This window comes from Flavisolibacter tropicus, from assembly GCF_001644645.1.
GTDB lineage: Bacteria > Bacteroidota > Bacteroidia > Chitinophagales > Chitinophagaceae > Flavisolibacter > Flavisolibacter tropicus.
Map to the genome: position 1 here is coordinate 2,900,519 of NZ_CP011390.1, position 17,013 is coordinate 2,917,531.

The window sequence follows — 17,013 nt, forward strand, 5'->3', positions numbered from 1 at the left end:
CTATTAATAATTAGTGTACCTTCTTATTTTGCAGTATAAATAACCCAAATCCAACCCATGAAAAGGATTCTGCTCCTCTTATGTATGGCAGCTAACCTGCAATACATAACAGCCCAAACCAGCATAGACACAACTGCAGTTCTCATAGAACAGAAAGACAAGATCATACGCCCAGAAACCATTCTTAAAATTGAAAACCTAGGCGTCAATATCAATTCAGAGCTAGCAGAACTCAGACCCACTATTTCGGCCGATGGCAATATCTTGTTTTTTATTTGTGAGAACCACCCTTACAATACCAAGTACAATTCTATCCGCAATTCACAAGACATATGGTGTTCGTTTAGAGATACCACTACAGGCAAATGGAGCGAAGCCATGCATATGGAGTATCCGCTTAATACTTATCACTACAATGCCGTTTATTGGATATCGCCTGATAACAACCGGATCTTGATCCGGAATGCTTTTGTTGATGGCGATTATGCAGGCAATGGTGTTAGTATGAGTTACCTGAAGAAAAATGGTTCCTGGAGTAAGCCACAAATGTTACAAATCAAAAACTACCAGAAATATGACCGGGGTCGCCAAAATGGAGCCAGTATGGCTCATGATGGTCAAACACTGTTGCTATATATGTCAGAAGAAAAAGGCGGTTACAACAATGACATCTATGTGTGTTTCCTGGAACCGGATGGTACGTGGACAGAACCTAAAAGCCTTGGTAAAAAGATCAACCTTACTAAGTACAATGAAATGACACCTTACCTGGCGGCCGATGGAGAAACACTGTATTTCAGTAGTGACCGTCCCGGCGGCCTTGGTGATAATGATATATGGATGACCAAGCGCTTAGATAAAAGCTGGCAAAAATGGAGCGAGCCAGTCAATCTTGGAGCGCCCATTAATACAGAAGACTGGGATGCCTTCTTTACGCTGGATGCCGGTGGCGAATACGCTTACATGAGCACGCATTTAAATGGATATGGAGCAAGTGATATTGTACGTGTTAAGCTATTAGAGAAAGAAAAACCCAACCCAGTGGTATTGGTTAGTGGCAATGTTTATAACAAAAAGACAGGCAAGCCGCTTAGCGCATCGCTGGTATATGAAACCTTACCAGACGGAACTATTGCAGGCAATGGTATTTCCAATCCAGAGGATGGTGCTTTCAAGATTGTTCTTCCTTATGATAAGAATTATAGTATCCGTGCTTCGGCCGATAAGTTCTTTGCCATATCCGAGAATCTCAGCTTAGACTCTTTAGTAAAAGCTGGTTATAAAGAAATTCATAAAGACTTATACCTGGTGCCCATTGAAATAGGCCAGGTAGTGCGTTTAAATAATGTATTCTTTGATTTTGACAAATGGGATCTGCGCCCAGAATCTTATGTAGAATTAGACCGGGTAGTAAAACTACTTCAGGAGAATCCGGCCATTGAAATAGAAATGAGTGCTCACACCGATAGCAGAGGTGCTGATGACTATAATTTCAAATTAAGTGATAACAGGGCCCGCTCTGTAATGGAATACATCTTATCTAAAGGCATTGCGCCTACAAGGATCACATCGAAAGGCTATGGCGAAACAATGCCTGTAGCTCCTAATGACACTGATGAAAACCGTCAACTAAATAGAAGAGTGGAATTTAAAATTGTAAAGAACTAAAAGAGCACACTTAGTTCAATACAAACTTATAATTAAAGGCTGGCCAGGAATGTCGAAAACCGACAGAAATCCTGGCCAGCCTTTAATTATAATAGTAGTTCCATTGTGAGTTACTCTTTCACTAATCCCAATTTTTTCCATACAGACTAAGCAAAAAAATATCCGCTCTTGATTGAGCGGATATAGATATTGAAAAGACGTTGTAATTGGTTAGCGACGACCGCTGCTTCTACCATTGCTGGAACCACGGCCGGAACTCTTACTGGTTGTACGGCTAGTAGATGAACTACGTCCACCTTTAGTTGCAGCAGTTTTGCTAGCAGCCTTGCTAGCAACCTTAGTGGCAGCTTTTTTAGTACGTGTGGCCGTTGCCGTACGCGTTTTGCCAGTGCTGGCGCTGCGACCTGTGCTTTTTGATGTACTGCGAGATGAGCTAGCTTTACCGGCTGGCGCTGCACTGCCACCTCTGCTACTGGTTTTTGTTGCTGCCTTTGTGCGACCGGCACTGCGGCCTGAAGTTGAAGATCCAGAGCGTCCGGAGCTGCTAGTTGAACGACTTGTTCTGGATGCATCACGACCAGAAGAAGCACCACCACTTTGGCTATTGCTGGCAGCCAAAGCTGCGCCGGCACGACTACGAGACGTACCAGGAGCGGCAGTACGACTGCTACTGCGACTTGAAGATGAGGCGCTGCTACGGCTGGAACGACGCCCATCACCCATTTCCGCTTCTTTATTAACCTTGCCAACAGCCATGTCTGTTAAGCGATCATCCGCCTCATTCTCTTCGTTCAATGTTTGCTCTAACAACTCAGCTATTTTATCCAAATTCAACTCACGCGCATAGGCACGTGCTGTGCCATACCCGCAAATTTCATAATGCTCAATCTTTTGCGCGCAAGCAATAATTGCAGCATCCAAAACAGATGGCTCCATTTCTTCAGCTAACATTTTTTTACTCTCCTTGATGATCCCCTCCATTCCCAAGCATTTTTCCTCTCCGCTATCGGATTCGTTTTCCTGTGAATGACGTCTCATTAAGCGAGCAAACAAACCGCTATTTTTTCGCTCCTGTATTTCATGATGATCCTGATCCATTAACTCTTTTACTTGATCCAGGCGTTTTAATTGCTCTTCGGTAATGCGCAGGTGTCTTTCCAAACCTTGCTTTAATTGTGGATTATTTGCTTTTTCGATCATTTGTGGCATAGCCTCTATGATCTGTTCTTCCACAGAATAGAGATCTTTAATCTCATGTCTAAGCAGATCTTTTAAATCTGTCATCTTTTCCATAAAATGTATTTATTCGTTTGCGAATACTTAAGGAAAAAATTATGCCGTGGTAAGGCATACAAAATTTGAGATTTGAAGTTTGATGTTTGAAATTATCCTGCTAAATATTTGTTTCAAACTTATTGACCTAACTTCAAAAGAAGTGACTGCTTCAATATCAAATACCAAACTGCAAATCTCAAATCTTCCTATTTATTCTCAGTGTGTGTGAACTGCCCTGTTGTAGCATGTTTTCCTTCACCCAATTCTTCTATCACCTTTTTATTAAATGCTTCCAGGTCTTTGGGACTACGGCTGGTAACTAAACCATTATCCACAACAACTTCTTTATCTAACCACAAGGCACCAGCGTTGATCAAATCAGTTTTAATAGAAGGGTAAGATGTCATCTTACGTGAAGAGACCATTCCTGTTTCAATCAATAGCTGCGGACCATGGCAGATAGCAAACAAAGGCTTTGCCTGCTCAAGAAAATGTTGTGCAAAAGCCACATATTCTTTTTTACCACGCATCTGGTCTGGATTTATAACACCCCCTGGCACTAACAAGCCATCATAATCTTCAGGATTGGCATCCTGCAACGCTTTATCAACGGGTAGTTCTATACTCCAATGATCGTGATCCCATGCTTTTACTTTTTCAGGTTGTGCAGAAACAATATGCACAATGACACCAGCATCTTCCAAGGCCTTTTTAGGTACGGTCAGTTCCACTTCTTCAAAGCCATTTTCAGTAAGGATGGCCACTTTTTTACCTGCTACATCTTTTGCCATAATTTTTATTTTAACCTTTACCTGCCTCAAAAACTAAACCAGTAGGCACATTTGTAAAATCTACTCAACAGTTTCAATTCTTTACTACTTTCATCATTTTTTATAATCACGCCATGAAACGCATTTTACTACTAACTACTCTGCTTGTAATTATTATTGGCAGCAGTTGCAATCGAAATCCGTACGCATCAACAAACAAGCAGTATAAAAAATCTGCAAAGTCGCTGGCAAAACAACTGCGACAATCCCCTTCTCAACAGCTTATTGCTACCGCACCTGATTGGGTAGGCACTACTAATTTTAACCTGCGCAAACCCAACCTGGTTATTATACACCACACAGCACAGAATAGTTGCGACCAAACGTTGAAGACCTTTACTATGCCTTCAACAAGCGTTAGTGCTCACTACGTCATTTGTAAAGAAGGGATCATTCATCATATGCTAAATGATTATCTGCGTGCCTGGCATGGAGGCATTGGAAAATGGGGCGCTATCAATGATATTAATTCTACCTCTATAGGAATTGAAATAGATAATAACGGTATTGATACTTTCTCTACGGCTCAAATCAACAGTCTTTTAGTTGTGTTGGATTCATTGAAGAAGAGATATTCTATTCCTACAGCCAATTTTATTGGCCATAGTGATATAGCTCCTACCCGAAAAGTAGATCCGAACATTAACTTCCCTTGGAAACAGTTAGCGGACAAGGGTTTTGGCTACTGGTGGAGCGACACAACCGGTGTTACCGTACCCACCTATTTTAACCATATGGAGGCCTTACGCCTTATTGGTTACGATGTAAAAGACAGCAGCGCCACCTTTGGTGCTTTTAACCGTAAATACCTGCAACTTGAAAGCAAGGTAATGGCTGAGCCCAGTCGTAAAGTGCTTTATCAACTCTACAAGAAATATTTATAACTGAAGCAATCGCCCGCCTATAGCGGGCGATTCTATTAATGGGGTGTTACGCTTATTGACATTATAAAACCCGTTTCGATAAAATGGAAAGAATTGGCTTTTCTACCCTATTTCTAAGAATTATAAAGTCCATAGTCGTCTTTTCTTCGGGGCTTCTTCGAGATTGCTTCGAGATTTCTTCGAAGCGACTCGAAGAAGCCCCGAACAAGTCCCGAACAAGGATACAGCAAAAGGTAAGGGGAAGGTGAACACTACAACTATAACCTGAGACTTTACTATGCTACAGCTATAGTTTACAGCATAAAAAGTATGGAAAAATGGTAATCGATTACCACTGACCATTCTTTCTATGCATGCAGCTTCATCCTTCTACTTGCTCAGGATTAAACTCATCCTTAATGCATTTACTACTTCTACTGGCAGCCTTTTTGTATTTAATTAGAGCAAAAACAACTATGAATGTTAAGCGGCTTTTTGGAGTCATCCTTACTATATTAGGTATTGCTGGGCTAATCTATACAGCTATTTTATTTTTAGATGCAGAGGGCACACGGAATCAAATCAAGAATTTGATTGTTTGGGGTATATTGGGTGGTATCTTTTTCTTTACTGGTATTGGATTAGTAAAAACTACACAAGACGATGCCAGACCGCCTGTACAATAAAGTTTTAGTAGGCAATAAATTTGCGCACATACATACTGTTAGACATAAAATTATTCTTAGTCGTTTTAGTGCAGAGTTGTAGATACATCTTTTGAATATTTGCAACTCTGCACTATTGCTATTTTACGACAAGTATTTCCCATACTATTACCATTCTTCCACAAATCTCATTCGTTTAACCCTATTTACTTCTACTACGCCTTCCTTCGTAATAGTTTTGCCGCCAAAGGCAGCTAACTATGAGAAAACACCTGCTCGTTTTGCTGAGCCTCTTTAGTTCTACGCTTTTATTGGCTCAGCATGTAAGTGGACTGATCCATGATGATAGTGGTAAGCCTGTAAGCGGGGCCACTGTTTCTTTACTACATATTAAAGACTCTTCTACTTTTAAGTTTGCCACCACAAAAGATGATGGCCGGTTTTCTATAATGGCTGACACAGGTAGCTATCTTGTAAATGTTTCATACATCGGGTTTACGCCCTATTATACATCTTCTATTACAGTAAGTAACAAGGATATTACACTTCCTATTATTACATTAAAAAAAGCAGATGCATCTACCCTAAAAGGTGTTACGGTAACTTCTACAAGACCCATGATAGAAGTAAAGGCGGATAAGACGGTGTTGAATGTAGAAGGGACTATTAATGCTGTTGGTAATGATGCGTTGGAGTTGCTACGTAAATCTCCAGGTGTAATGGTAGACAAGGACGACAACATATCGCTCAGCGGAAAGAACGGCGTGCAGATCTATATTGACGGAAGACCTTCGCCCCTTACTGGCCAAGACCTGGCTAGTTATTTAAAAACCTTACAGTCTTCACAGATTGAAGCTATTGAAATTATAACCAACCCTTCATCAAAATATGATGCCGCGGGTAATGCGGGCATCATTAATATTCGCCTTAAGAAAAACAAAAGCTTTGGGACCAATGGTTCTGTGAATGCAGGATGGAACATAGGCACCTATGCTAAGTATAACGGCGGTTTGTCGCTCAACCACCGCAATGCCAAGATCAATACATTTGGCAACTTCAATTACTTCCGTGCACGGTATGCCAACTATATGAACATGTATCGGGAAACGGTAACTGATTCACTTTTCCAACAACATAATGACATGCAGTTTAAAAACAATAGCATTGGCTTTAAGGCAGGCTTAGATTATTTTCTCAGTAAAAAAAGTACTGTTGGCTTTATAACAAACGGCAACCTCGCTGATCAAAACTTTAGTACCAATGGGAATGCGCTCATTTCTCACTTGGCTACTAAGGACATTGACCGCATAATGATTGCTAACAACAACAATGAGATTGACCGCGACAATGTAAATATAAATTTGAATTATCGTTACAATGATACCAGCGGCCGAGAGTTAAATGTGGATGCCGATTATGGATGGTATCATATTGTCAACAATCAGCTACAGCCCACTGATATGTATGCGTATGCCACAAATACATTATTAAGTCGTGAATTGCAAAATATGTACACGCCCAGTCGCATTGATATTTACACTATAAAAGCAGACTATGATCAGAACCTATGGAAGGGACGCGTGGGCTTAGGTGGCAAGCTTTCTTTTGTAAAGAGCGACAATGCTTTTGATCAATATGATATGCTGCACCCTTCTGGCCCATTCACAGAAGGACAAAACAACTTTGATTATCGGGAAAATATTAATGCTGGGTATGCAACCTATAACCGGCAAATAAAGAAAGTTACGTTTCAAGTTGGCTTACGCGTTGAAAACACAAATGCAGAAGGGCATTCGGCAGGTAAGCGATGGTACTACAATGCAGATGGCACCGGATCTTATAAATACTTTGACTCTCTTACAAAACGCAATTACACCGATGTTTTTCCTAGTGCATCAATAACCCTTAATCAGAACCCAGACAATCAATTTAGTATTTCGTATAGCCGTCGTATTGATCGACCGGCCTATCAGGATCTAAATCCTTTTGAGTTTAGATTAGATAAATATGCGTTTCGGCGTGGCAATACTTTGCTGCAACCACAGTATACCAACATTATTGACATTACCCATGCCTTTAAATCGAAGCTAACCACTAAACTTACGTACAGCCATGTGAACGATGTCTTTGCCCAGGTAATAGATGTAGTAGAAACGAATCAATCGCAGAGTTATTTAACAAAGAAAAACCTGGCGACACAGGATATAGTTGGCTTAAACTTCAGCTACAATCTTAAGTACAAAGCGCTTACTTCCTACATCAATTTAAACACCTACTATTCTCATTTTAAATCCAACGACGGCCCTACCCGCAACATTGATATAAATGTGTATGCGGCAAATGTGTACGCCCAGAATAGCGTGAAGCTAAGTGAGATATGGTCTGCGGAATTGAGCGGCTGGTATTCTACACCCTCCCTTTGGCAAGGCACTTTTAAAAGCTGGGCAATGGGTGGATTAGATATAGGCGGACAAGCGAAACTGCTAAAAGGGAAAGCCACTATTAAAGCAACGGTAACGGATTTTCTGCATACACTGAAATGGGGTAGCACTAACTCCTATGCTGGTCAGTACTCGCGCATGAATGGTGGCTGGGAAAGCCGCCAGTTTCGGCTTAACCTAACCTATCGATTTGGTAGTACTGAAATAAAAGCAGCGCGTCAACGCAATACGGCTTCTGAAGAAGAAAACAAACGTACACAAGGTGGTGGCGGCAGCCCTAATCAATAATACTGGCATAAAATTTAAATAGTAGAGGAGGGCACAAAAGCCCTCTTTTATTTATGAAATGGTGGATATGTAATGCACTGCTGTTTGTAGCATGTAATAATGAATCCTCTAATCAAGCCAATAGCCATAACAATGACAGTACAACGAGTATACATGCCGGTGCTATTGACACCGTTGCTCACAGCAGCATTGCCTTACGCGAAGGATGTTATAAAATGGTACTAAAGCGAGATACAGCTACGTTGTCCTTACACTTGCAAGACACCGCAGTAATGGGTAATCTTAACTACCGCTGGGCTGAAAAAGATAACAACACGGGTACTATAAAGGGCTATGTACAAGATAGCCTGCTGATAGCTGATTATACATTTGAATCAGAAGGCCTGACCTCAGTACGAGAAGTAGTGTTCAAACTAAAAGGCGATACACTTATACAGGGTTTTGGTGAGCTCGGCGAGCAGAACGGCAAGATGATTTTGACGCAAAAAAACAAATTACAATTTGATACTGGTCAACCCTTTATAAAAGTTGCTTGTACACAGTTATCACAATAGCCGAGTTTAAAACGTAATAGTATTAGCAGGTTGTAGTAATTTTCCAGCGTGAGTTTGATACTACATATAGAAACAGCCGTTGAAGGCGCCTCCATTTGCCTGGCAAAAGACCAGGAGCTGATTGCCTTTAAAGAAAATAAAGACATAAGAGATAGTGCTGCGTGGTTGCATCAAGCCATACACCTCCTTTTGCAAGAAAACACTACGCCAATACAGCGACTGCAAGCTATAGCTGTTAGCGCTGGCCCCGGCTCATATACGGGCTTGCGGGTAGGCATGGCTACTGCTAAAGGGTTGTGTTATGCGTTACAAGTACCTCTTATAACACTTGGTACATTAGAAATCATGGCAGCTGCTGCAAAAGAGGTTACTACAGATCTGCTTTGTCCTATGATCGATGCACGCCGTATGGAAGTATTTACAGCTGTGTATGATAAAAATGAACAGGTGCTATTACCACCACACAACCGTGTTTTAGATACCACTAGTTTTGCAGACATATTAGAGAATAACAGTATTACATTTTTTGGTAATGGGAGCCAGAAGTGGAAAGAACTGACTGATAACAAGAATGCTCATTTTGCTGCAATTGAATTCTCAGCAAAAGATATGATTGCAATGGCAGCAGCCAATTATCAGCGGCAAGCTTTTACAGATCTGGCATACAGCGAACCTTTGTATGTAAAAGAATTTTTCACTACGCAGATTCCGCAGTCCATCCAGAAAAAATGTTAATTGGAGTATTCTATTATTTCGAGCGAAAGTGAGACTTCTACATTTGTAGTAATTCTAATAAAGACGTTACTATGAATACCGCGTTTGTTGAATCGACTCAGTCGGAATTGGACTTAAAAATTGATATTGTCCAGCTTAAAAAAGCAGCCTTGGTGTTAAGAGCGATCAATCATAAGTTGCGCCAGCAAATCTTAAAATTGATCTGCGACCATGACCGCATGACTGTTACAGAGATCTACGTAAAATTACGTCTGGAGCAATCGGTGGCTTCTCAACACTTGGCAATTTTACGTAAAGCAGGCTTTGTCAATACGCTGCGTGATGGTAAATTCATTTACTATTCAGTAAGTGCAGAGCGTTTAGCTGAAGTACATGAGTTTTCCGGCCAGTTGTTAAATTAACTAGTCTATTGACTTTCTATACTACTAAACTTGTGCGCAAGAATGTATTTTTGCCCACAAGTTTTTTTTATGTTCATTAAACAACTCTACACCGGCTGCATCAGTGAAGCCGCCTATTATATAGAAAGCAATGGAGAAGCAGCCATTATTGACCCGCTTCGCGATATTGATGCTTATTTGCAATTGGCAACAGAACGCCAGGCAACCATCAAATACATTTTTGAGACCCATTTCCACGCTGATTTTGTAAGTGGCTACCTGGATCTGGCTAAAGTAACTGGTGCTACCATTATTTATGGCCCGGAAACTCAGACCAAATTACCAGTACATGTAGCGAAAGATGGCGACGTATTTAAGCTTGGCGATATTACTATTTCAGTTCTACACACACCTGGCCATACATTAGAGTCCAGCTGTTACCTGCTGAAAGATGCCAGTGGTAAAGATCATGCTGTTTTCACCGGCGACACGTTGTTTGTAGGGGATGTAGGCCGACCTGACCTGGCCCAGAAAGGTGCTGATCTAACCATGGAAGACTTAGCGGGTATGATGTACGACAGCCTGCAGACCAAAATCACTCCTTTGGCCGATGATGTAATTGTTTACCCAGCGCATGGCCCAGGCAGCTCTTGCGGTAAAAACCTTGGTCCTAATACCTTCAGTACCATTGGTGAAGAAAAGAAAAGCAACTACGCTTTAAAAGCAGAAAGCAAAGAAGCATTTGTAAAGGCCGTAACAGAAGGTTTGGCTGAGCCACCGCAATACTTCCCCATCAATGCAAAGATCAATAAAGAAGGATACGATAGTTTGGATGAGATTTTAGAAAAAGGATTACATCCGCTGTCTATTGAGGCTGTTAAAAAAGCCATAGAAGGCGGCGCAGTTCTATTGGACACCAGGCACGCTTCTGTTTTTACACAAGGCTTTATACCGGGTTCAATTTTCATTGGGCTAGAAGGTCGTTTTGCAGAATGGGCTGGTAGCTTATTGTCCTTTACACAACCCATAATACTGGTAACAGAACCTGGGAAAGAAAAAGAAAGCATTATTCGCTTAGCTCGTGTAGGTTTTTCAAAAATAGACGGTTATGTAGACGGCGGGTTTGAGGCTTGGAAAGCGAGTGATGAGGAAATTGATATGATCATTGATGTAGAAGCCGATGAACTGGCCATGGACTTACCTTTTGATCCTAATATTTTAGTGGTAGATGTACGCAAGCCAACCGAGTATGGCGATGGGCATGTAAAGGACGCCGTAAATATGCCGCTAAACGAACTGATTGACCCAATACATATAAGTGGATTGGCAGAAGAGCAAAACCTTTATGTGCATTGTGCCGGTGGTTATAGAAGTGTAATAGCAGCCTCTTTACTGAAACGCCAGGGAATTCACAACTTACGCAATGTAGTAGGTGGCTGGAGTAAGATCAAGGAGCAGGAAAAGATCCAAACTGTAAAAGAAAGCAGCGTTTTGAATTAATACATGTTTGGGAAATTCCAAAGTTTAAATCCCAAATTCCAAATTGGAATCTGAACGCGGAAAAGCTTCTATCTAATTTTTACTGATTTAAGTACAATAAAGCAAAATAAAAAAGGAGGTTAGTTAACCTCCTTTTTTATTCAATGATCTTACCGTATTCAGGTTTCCATTCATGCTTCCAGCGCCGATGACTCCAAAGCCAAAGCTCCGGATGCTCCGTCATGACACGCTCCAAATATTTCACATACAATTTAGTTAACTGCCCTTCCGGCAAGGCTGCAGCATTGTCCGTTGCCAGTTCCGCATGCGCCGTGTAAAAGCCTCTTTTCTTCTTCGTAAAATGAATAAATACAACCGGATAATCGTTACGACGAGCTGCGTTTTCGGGCCCTTTCAAAAAGCCGGTAGGCCGACCAAAGAATTGTACCCAATTCGCCCTGGAAGGTACGCCTGGCGATTGGTCGGCCACTAGTCCAATGACATATTGGGTACCACGGTGAGGCAGCATTTCTTCCTTCATCCGTTTGGCGTTAATTAGTATGGTTCCAAAGCGGGTGCGAATATAGCGGAACAACCGCTCAAAAGCCTCGCTGTTCAGGGGCAGGTATACCGCCATCACCTTGCCCGGCAAGGACGGGGCAACGGCAAGGTTCACCAGCTCCCAGTTAAAGTTATGCCCTGCCAGCACCTGAATGGAACGACCTTGTTTATATAGATCATGTACCAAGGAGAAATCACCATCACAATGGCGCTTAATATAAGCTTGCGAGGCACTTATATATTTGATTGTCTCAATAAAGGTGTCGGTAAAGTTTCGGTAGAACTTGCTGGCAATAGCTTCTTTTTCCGTCTCTGACTTAAGGGGGAAGGCAATGGAGAGATTATGCAGCACTACCTTCTTACGATAGCGGAATATTTTATAAATAATGAAGTAAACGATGTCGGATAAAACGAACAACACACGCAGTGGCAACAACGACACCAAATACAGTAGTCCGAAGAGGAGGTAATACATAGAACCTAGATTTCCCCGATTAGAATGGATTTTTCAGGAAATAAATCGCAAATGTACTACTGTTGAACAAACAACCCCTTTTTTCCGAATAATCTAAGCAAATCTTAATAATTCTGGTCCTATTCTACAGCACAATATTTTGTACCAGGCCTGCTTTTTCCGGATAATCGGTGGTATAGTGTAAGCCACGGCTTTCTTTACGGAAGGTAGCGCCCTTGGTGATCAAATAGCCTACTGTGATCATATTACGTAACTCCAATAACTGTGGCGATACAAAAGTTGACTGATACAGTCCTTCCGTTTCTTCAAACAAGAGGTCTATACGTTTCATGGCGCGCTGCAAACGCACCGTATTTCGTACAATCCCTACATAGTCACTCATCACCTGTTGCAGCTCTTTTAAGCTTTGGGTGATCAGGATCATTTCTTTGGGCTCAGATGTTCCCTCGGCGTTCCAATCGGGTATTTCAGGTACATCTTTGATCAGATCAAAGCGACTTATGGCATCTATATAACAGCGGTGTGCAAAAACCATCGCCTCCAGCAAGGAGTTAGAGGCCAATCGATTGGCGCCATGTAAACCCGTACTGGCACATTCACCACAAGCGTATAAGTTTATAATAGAGCTCCTGCCCCACTCGTCTGTTTTGATACCCCCACAACTGTAATGCGCTGCTGGTGCCACCGGGATCATGTCTTTTGTTACATCGATGCCAATGGAAAGACATTTCTCATTAATATTAGGAAAGTGCTCTTTGAACTTTTCAATATCCATATGGCGGCAGTCCAAGTACACATGTTCGGTACCGCCAATCTTCATTTCATTATCTATAGCACGGGCTACTATATCGCGTGGTGCCAGGTCTTTACGGGCATCATACCGCTCCATAAAGGCTTCACCAGCACGGTTGCGCAAGATACCGCCATCACCGCGCACCGCTTCTGTTATTAAAAAGGCTTGACCGCGTTTGCCTGCTTCATATAAGGCCGTTGGATGAAATTGGATGAACTCCATGTTTTCAATCCTTCCCTTGGCGCGGTAAACCATGGCTACGCCATCGCCGGTAGCAATAGCTGGATTTGTGGTAGTACGATACACTTGCCCATTACCACCTGTGGCCAATAATGTTACCTTGGACAATACTTTTTCAATGCGGTAATTGTTTGTATTTAAAACATACACGCCATAGCATTCTATATCCGGGGTAGACTTGGTAACCAAATACCCCAGGTGATGCTGGGTGATTACATCAAGTACAAAGCAATGCTTGATGAACTCAATATTCGGCGTCTTTTCTGCTGCCTCCAGTAAGGCACGCTCCATTTCTTTCCCTGTAACATCTTTATGGTGCAGGATGCGAAACTCTGAATGGCCACCTTCTTTTCCCAAACGATAGTCGCCTTCAGCATCTTTATCAAAACGAGCACCCCAATTGATCAACTCCTGTACGCGGGCCGGGCCTTCTTTTACAACAATCTCGACAATCTCTTCATCACAAAGGCCATCGCCAGCAATTAAAGTATCTTCAATATGCTTCTCAAAAGAATCGTTTTCCAGATCGTTTACAACTGCTACCCCACCCTGTGCATACTTGGTGTTGGTTTCGTCAGCAGAGGCCTTGGTAATAATGGTCACTCTCTTTTCTGGAAAATGATTTGCCACTTTCAAGGCATAGGTCAACCCCGCAATACCCGAACCAATAACTAGGAAATCCGTTTTCATTATAACAATATGGTCTACAAATATCCATCATCACAGCAATAAATAGATGATCGAATACTGTTTTCAATTGAATCGCCTAGTAATGGGGAAAATCCGAAAGAGTAGAAATATCGAAATCTGAAGGATAGGAAAGATTAAATTCCAAATAACAAATTCCAAAAGGGAATCATGCCTGCAAATAGAAATGTGCATAAGTAACAGTTAGCTAAAACAGCTTATCTATACCTATTCCCTCATTTGGTTGTGCAACCAACGGACGCTCCCCTCAGTAATAAACCACTGTGCCAACCCATATGTAAGCATGATAACAATACCTGCACCTGCAAAATGTTGATAGAATTTATTAATTGCTAAGGCGGTATCTGACAAAACGAAGAGTAATGCACCTAACATAATAAAAAGACCTGAATTGCTATGGTAAGCTTTATTAAGGTGCAAGGCCAGCCACAACATCAGGCAGATTACCGCTCCATAGATCCATACAGGCAGTTTCATATCACCCAACTTAGGACTTAGCAATTGTATCAGCGCTGCATAATAAACCAACACAAAAACGAAGAGCAAGATCTGCCCTTTCATTTTCTCCACCTTACGAATCTGATTGAAGAAAACGATATAACAAACATGCGCTATCAAAAAGGCAGAAAGACCTAGTATAAAGAATTGAGCGGATTGGTCTTCGAACAACAATAATATATCGCCCAACCACGAAAACCCTAAGGCTCCTGCCACCCACCATTTCAGAGATGAGGGCACCAGTTGTACACTGGTGATAAAATAGTTGATGAGAAACAGAATAATCAGCGGCTTGGTAACAAAGCGAAGTGTTTCAAACTGTAATTGCACACAAATCAGATCGCTAATGAGCGCTAAGAAAAAAAGGCCTACCCAGATTTTTTTATTCATATAGCCGTTATTGCTTTCAAACCCGAAAAGCCTGACTTACCCTAGCTTGCTACTTCAACCCACGCTTCATTTGCCTTCAGCAAGTTGATCAATTCTTCTACAGCCACTTCACTAGGCACATTGCGCTTTACCACTTCCTTGCCTTTATACAAGGTAATTTTTCCTGGACCGCTACCTACGTAACCAAAGTCAGCATCTGCCATCTCCCCCGGTCCATTTACAATACAACCCATAATAGCAATTTTCACTCCTTTCAGGTGATTGGTTACAGCACGGATCTTAGCAGTGGTTTCCTGCAGGTCAAACAAGGTACGACCACAAGAAGGGCAACTAATGTATTCCGTTTTAGAAATACGGGTACGCGTTGCTTGTAAAATACTAAACGCCGTATTATTAATGAACTGTTCTACCGAGTTATTCTGTAAATAGTTTCTTCCGGAAGCACTTACTGCTTCTGCCTGACGATAGCTTTGCGGGGTCATGCCAAAACAAACACCGTCGCCCATGCCATCCAGCAATAAAGCGCCGGCTTCTGTAGCATAATGCACTAAATGCTCATCGGCTGTTTGCCAATTACTATCAACAATAATAACAACAGGGTTTTTAATATTGCGATTTGTCAGCTCTATAAACATGCGGCGCACGGCTGCCATTGGCTGAGGGTGTTGGCTACTCAAACAAAGTACAACTGAGGGGTCATTCCCCAACGTATCTAAGTAAGTAAAATCGTTGATGGCTGTTGCATCGCTAAAGCAATCCAGCATTACAAAGTTTACAGCCTTGCTTTTGGCAGGGGCTGCTACATAACCTGTGTTATCAAAGATGGGGAAATACTTTTCCTTAAAGCCTTCCATTTCTTCCTCACCAAGATTGAGTGAGGTTTCTAAACCCTGCTCCCAGGCAGCCGGATAGACAATCACTTTAAGCGTGCCGGGCAAAGCAAAGTCCAATACTCTATTCCCTGTAAAAATGTAATCGGCAGCGGTGTCTGCAATGCTCCATTTATCAGTATGCCCATTATAACGATAGCCAACACGCTCTAGGTCGGCTGGTGAAATACTTTCCAACTTGCTTAGGTCGGCAATCACTACCGGCACGTGTTTATCACCGATATTATCGATGGAAAAGGTTTCTCTACGCTTATATTCAAATGGGTTGTAGGAAAGCTTCTCTACAGCAGGAATTGTTTCACTTTTCACATTTGACGTCTCACGGTTTGCATAGCGCTTCACAATATCTCTACATACTGGCATTTCCAGCTCCGGATCTTCGGTTAGGGATACACGTATAGTATCACCAATTCCATCTTCCAGCAACGTACCAATACCAATGGCGCTTTTGATGCGGCCATCTTCACCATCGCCTGCTTCTGTTACACCAAGATGCAGCGGGTAACATTCATTAAACTCCTCTCCCATGGTTTTCACCAGCAGGCGGTAGGCTTGCACCATCACCTGAGGGTTGGAGGATTTCATGCTAAGAATAATATTGTGATAACTCTCGGCACGCGCAATCCGCAGAAACTCCATTGCACTTTCTACCATCCCCATTGGCGTATCGCCATAGCGGCTCATAATGCGATCACTCAGGGAACCATGATTAGTACCGATACGCATGGCGGTACCATACTCCTTACAGATTTTTACCAGTGGTGTAAAGCGCTCACGGATGCGTTCGATCTCTTCCAGGTATTCTGCATCGGTATAGTCAATAGTTTCAAACTTTTTCTTGTCAACATAGTTGCCTGGATTGACCCGCACTTTTTCTACGATACGAGCAGCAATCTCTGCAGCATTGGGCGTAAAATGAATATCAGCTACCAGTGGAGTTGTGTACCCCCGGCTGTGCAATTCATTCTTTATATTCAATAAGTTCTCAGCTTCTTTTTTAGAAGGCGCGGTAATCCGCACCAGCTCAGCACCGGCTTCAATACAACGGATAGTTTGTTCCACCGTACCCAGTGTATCCATGGTATCGGTTGTAGTCATGGTTTGAACACGGATAGGATGGCCATTTCCCAATAACAGATCGCCGATCTTTACTTCTTTCGTCAGTAAACGTTTATAGCTAGTTAGACTTTCACAATAAAACTGCATAGTACCCCCAACCCCTAAAGGGGAGTTTTTGTCTCTCCGAACAAAGGAGAGGCTTTATTTATGGTTGAATAAAG

The 17,013-nt window shown here is 42.0% G+C and carries 14 protein-coding genes; 8 read left to right on the forward strand and 6 right to left on the reverse strand.

Going from position 1 to position 17,013, the window contains the following annotated elements; genetic code table 11:
* Positions 1 to 57 precede the first annotated feature (57 nt).
* Positions 58 to 1,668, forward strand: a complete 1,611-nt coding sequence (locus SY85_RS12220; protein ID WP_082886412.1) for an OmpA family protein — start codon at positions 58 to 60, stop codon at positions 1,666 to 1,668.
* 210 nt (positions 1,669 to 1,878) lie between these two features.
* On the opposite strand, the gene SY85_RS12225 is transcribed toward SY85_RS12220, so the two are convergent.
* Positions 1,879 to 2,961: a YciE/YciF ferroxidase family protein gene (locus tag SY85_RS12225; RefSeq protein WP_066404845.1), complete on the reverse strand. Its 1,083-nt coding sequence runs from the start codon at positions 2,959 to 2,961 to the stop codon at positions 1,879 to 1,881.
* 188 nt (positions 2,962 to 3,149) lie between these two features.
* Positions 3,150 to 3,734, reverse strand: a complete 585-nt coding sequence (locus SY85_RS12230; protein ID WP_066404847.1) for a type 1 glutamine amidotransferase domain-containing protein — start codon at positions 3,732 to 3,734, stop codon at positions 3,150 to 3,152.
* Between the two features lie 113 nt (positions 3,735 to 3,847).
* Here SY85_RS12230 and SY85_RS12235 point away from each other — a divergent pair, with 113 nt between their 5' ends.
* The 7 genes from SY85_RS12235 (at position 3,848) to SY85_RS12265 (ending at position 11,199) form a co-directional block, all read left to right on the forward strand.
* Positions 3,848 to 4,657 carry an N-acetylmuramoyl-L-alanine amidase gene (locus SY85_RS12235; protein WP_066404849.1) on the forward strand — a complete coding sequence of 270 codons (810 nt, stop codon included), beginning with the start codon at positions 3,848 to 3,850 and terminating at the stop codon, positions 4,655 to 4,657.
* Between the two features lie 398 nt (positions 4,658 to 5,055).
* Entirely contained in the window at positions 5,056 to 5,322 is a 267-nt protein-coding gene (locus SY85_RS12240; protein WP_226999075.1) for a hypothetical protein, read from the forward strand.
* Between the two features lie 239 nt (positions 5,323 to 5,561).
* The gene (locus tag SY85_RS12245) at positions 5,562 to 8,030 is read left to right on the forward strand and encodes an outer membrane beta-barrel protein (RefSeq protein ID WP_066404850.1); all 2,469 of its coding nucleotides are present in this window, start codon (positions 5,562 to 5,564) and stop codon (positions 8,028 to 8,030) included.
* 53 nt (positions 8,031 to 8,083) lie between these two features.
* A complete protein-coding gene (locus SY85_RS12250) occupies positions 8,084 to 8,584 on the forward strand; it encodes a hypothetical protein (RefSeq protein WP_066404852.1) in 501 nt (166 codons plus the stop codon).
* Between the two features lie 48 nt (positions 8,585 to 8,632).
* Positions 8,633 to 9,319, forward strand: a complete 687-nt coding sequence (gene tsaB / locus SY85_RS12255) for a tRNA (adenosine(37)-N6)-threonylcarbamoyltransferase complex dimerization subunit type 1 TsaB (protein WP_066404854.1) — start codon at positions 8,633 to 8,635, stop codon at positions 9,317 to 9,319.
* Positions 9,320 to 9,390: 71 nt separating this feature from the next.
* Positions 9,391 to 9,720 carry an ArsR/SmtB family transcription factor gene (locus SY85_RS12260; protein ID WP_066404856.1) on the forward strand — a complete coding sequence of 110 codons (330 nt, stop codon included), beginning with the start codon at positions 9,391 to 9,393 and terminating at the stop codon, positions 9,718 to 9,720.
* 69 nt (positions 9,721 to 9,789) lie between these two features.
* Complete coding sequence (locus tag SY85_RS12265; protein ID WP_066409703.1) at positions 9,790 to 11,199, forward strand: MBL fold metallo-hydrolase; 1,410 nt, start codon at positions 9,790 to 9,792, stop codon at positions 11,197 to 11,199.
* Between the two features lie 136 nt (positions 11,200 to 11,335).
* On the opposite strand, the gene SY85_RS12270 is transcribed toward SY85_RS12265, so the two are convergent.
* The 4 genes from SY85_RS12270 to ispG form a co-directional block, all read right to left on the reverse strand.
* On the reverse strand, positions 11,336 to 12,214 hold the full coding sequence (locus SY85_RS12270) for a lysophospholipid acyltransferase family protein (protein WP_066404858.1): 879 nt from the start codon (positions 12,212 to 12,214) through the stop codon (positions 11,336 to 11,338).
* Between the two features lie 124 nt (positions 12,215 to 12,338).
* Positions 12,339 to 13,937 (reverse strand): L-aspartate oxidase, encoded by a 1,599-nt coding sequence (gene nadB, locus SY85_RS12275; protein ID WP_066404860.1) that lies wholly within the window; start codon positions 13,935 to 13,937, stop codon positions 12,339 to 12,341.
* A 225-nt stretch (positions 13,938 to 14,162) separates the two neighbouring features.
* On the reverse strand, positions 14,163 to 14,843 hold the full coding sequence (locus SY85_RS12280) for a lysoplasmalogenase (RefSeq protein WP_066404862.1): 681 nt from the start codon (positions 14,841 to 14,843) through the stop codon (positions 14,163 to 14,165).
* Between the two features lie 41 nt (positions 14,844 to 14,884).
* Positions 14,885 to 16,939: a (E)-4-hydroxy-3-methylbut-2-enyl-diphosphate synthase gene (ispG, locus tag SY85_RS12285; RefSeq protein WP_066404864.1), complete on the reverse strand. Its 2,055-nt coding sequence runs from the start codon at positions 16,937 to 16,939 to the stop codon at positions 14,885 to 14,887.
* Positions 16,940 to 17,013 lie beyond the last annotated feature (74 nt).

Coding starts and splice junctions, on each gene's coding strand:
- SY85_RS12225 (WP_066404845.1), bottom strand. CDS start 2,961: ATGGAAAAGATGACAGATTTAAAAGATCTGCTTAGACATGAGATTAAA.
- SY85_RS12250 (WP_066404852.1), top strand. CDS start 8,084: ATGAAATGGTGGATATGTAATGCACTGCTGTTTGTAGCATGTAATAAT.
- SY85_RS12260 (WP_066404856.1), top strand. CDS start 9,391: ATGAATACCGCGTTTGTTGAATCGACTCAGTCGGAATTGGACTTAAAA.
- SY85_RS12265 (WP_066409703.1), top strand. CDS start 9,790: ATGTTCATTAAACAACTCTACACCGGCTGCATCAGTGAAGCCGCCTAT.
- SY85_RS12220 (WP_082886412.1), top strand. CDS start 58: ATGAAAAGGATTCTGCTCCTCTTATGTATGGCAGCTAACCTGCAATAC.
- SY85_RS12230 (WP_066404847.1), bottom strand. CDS start 3,734: ATGGCAAAAGATGTAGCAGGTAAAAAAGTGGCCATCCTTACTGAAAAT.
- SY85_RS12280 (WP_066404862.1), bottom strand. CDS start 14,843: ATGAATAAAAAAATCTGGGTAGGCCTTTTTTTCTTAGCGCTCATTAGC.
- SY85_RS12240 (WP_226999075.1), top strand. CDS start 5,056: ATGCATTTACTACTTCTACTGGCAGCCTTTTTGTATTTAATTAGAGCA.
- ispG (WP_066404864.1), bottom strand. CDS start 16,939: ATGCAGTTTTATTGTGAAAGTCTAACTAGCTATAAACGTTTACTGACG.
- SY85_RS12245 (WP_066404850.1), top strand. CDS start 5,562: ATGAGAAAACACCTGCTCGTTTTGCTGAGCCTCTTTAGTTCTACGCTT.
- nadB (WP_066404860.1), bottom strand. CDS start 13,937: ATGAAAACGGATTTCCTAGTTATTGGTTCGGGTATTGCGGGGTTGACC.
- SY85_RS12235 (WP_066404849.1), top strand. CDS start 3,848: ATGAAACGCATTTTACTACTAACTACTCTGCTTGTAATTATTATTGGC.
- SY85_RS12270 (WP_066404858.1), bottom strand. CDS start 12,214: ATGTATTACCTCCTCTTCGGACTACTGTATTTGGTGTCGTTGTTGCCA.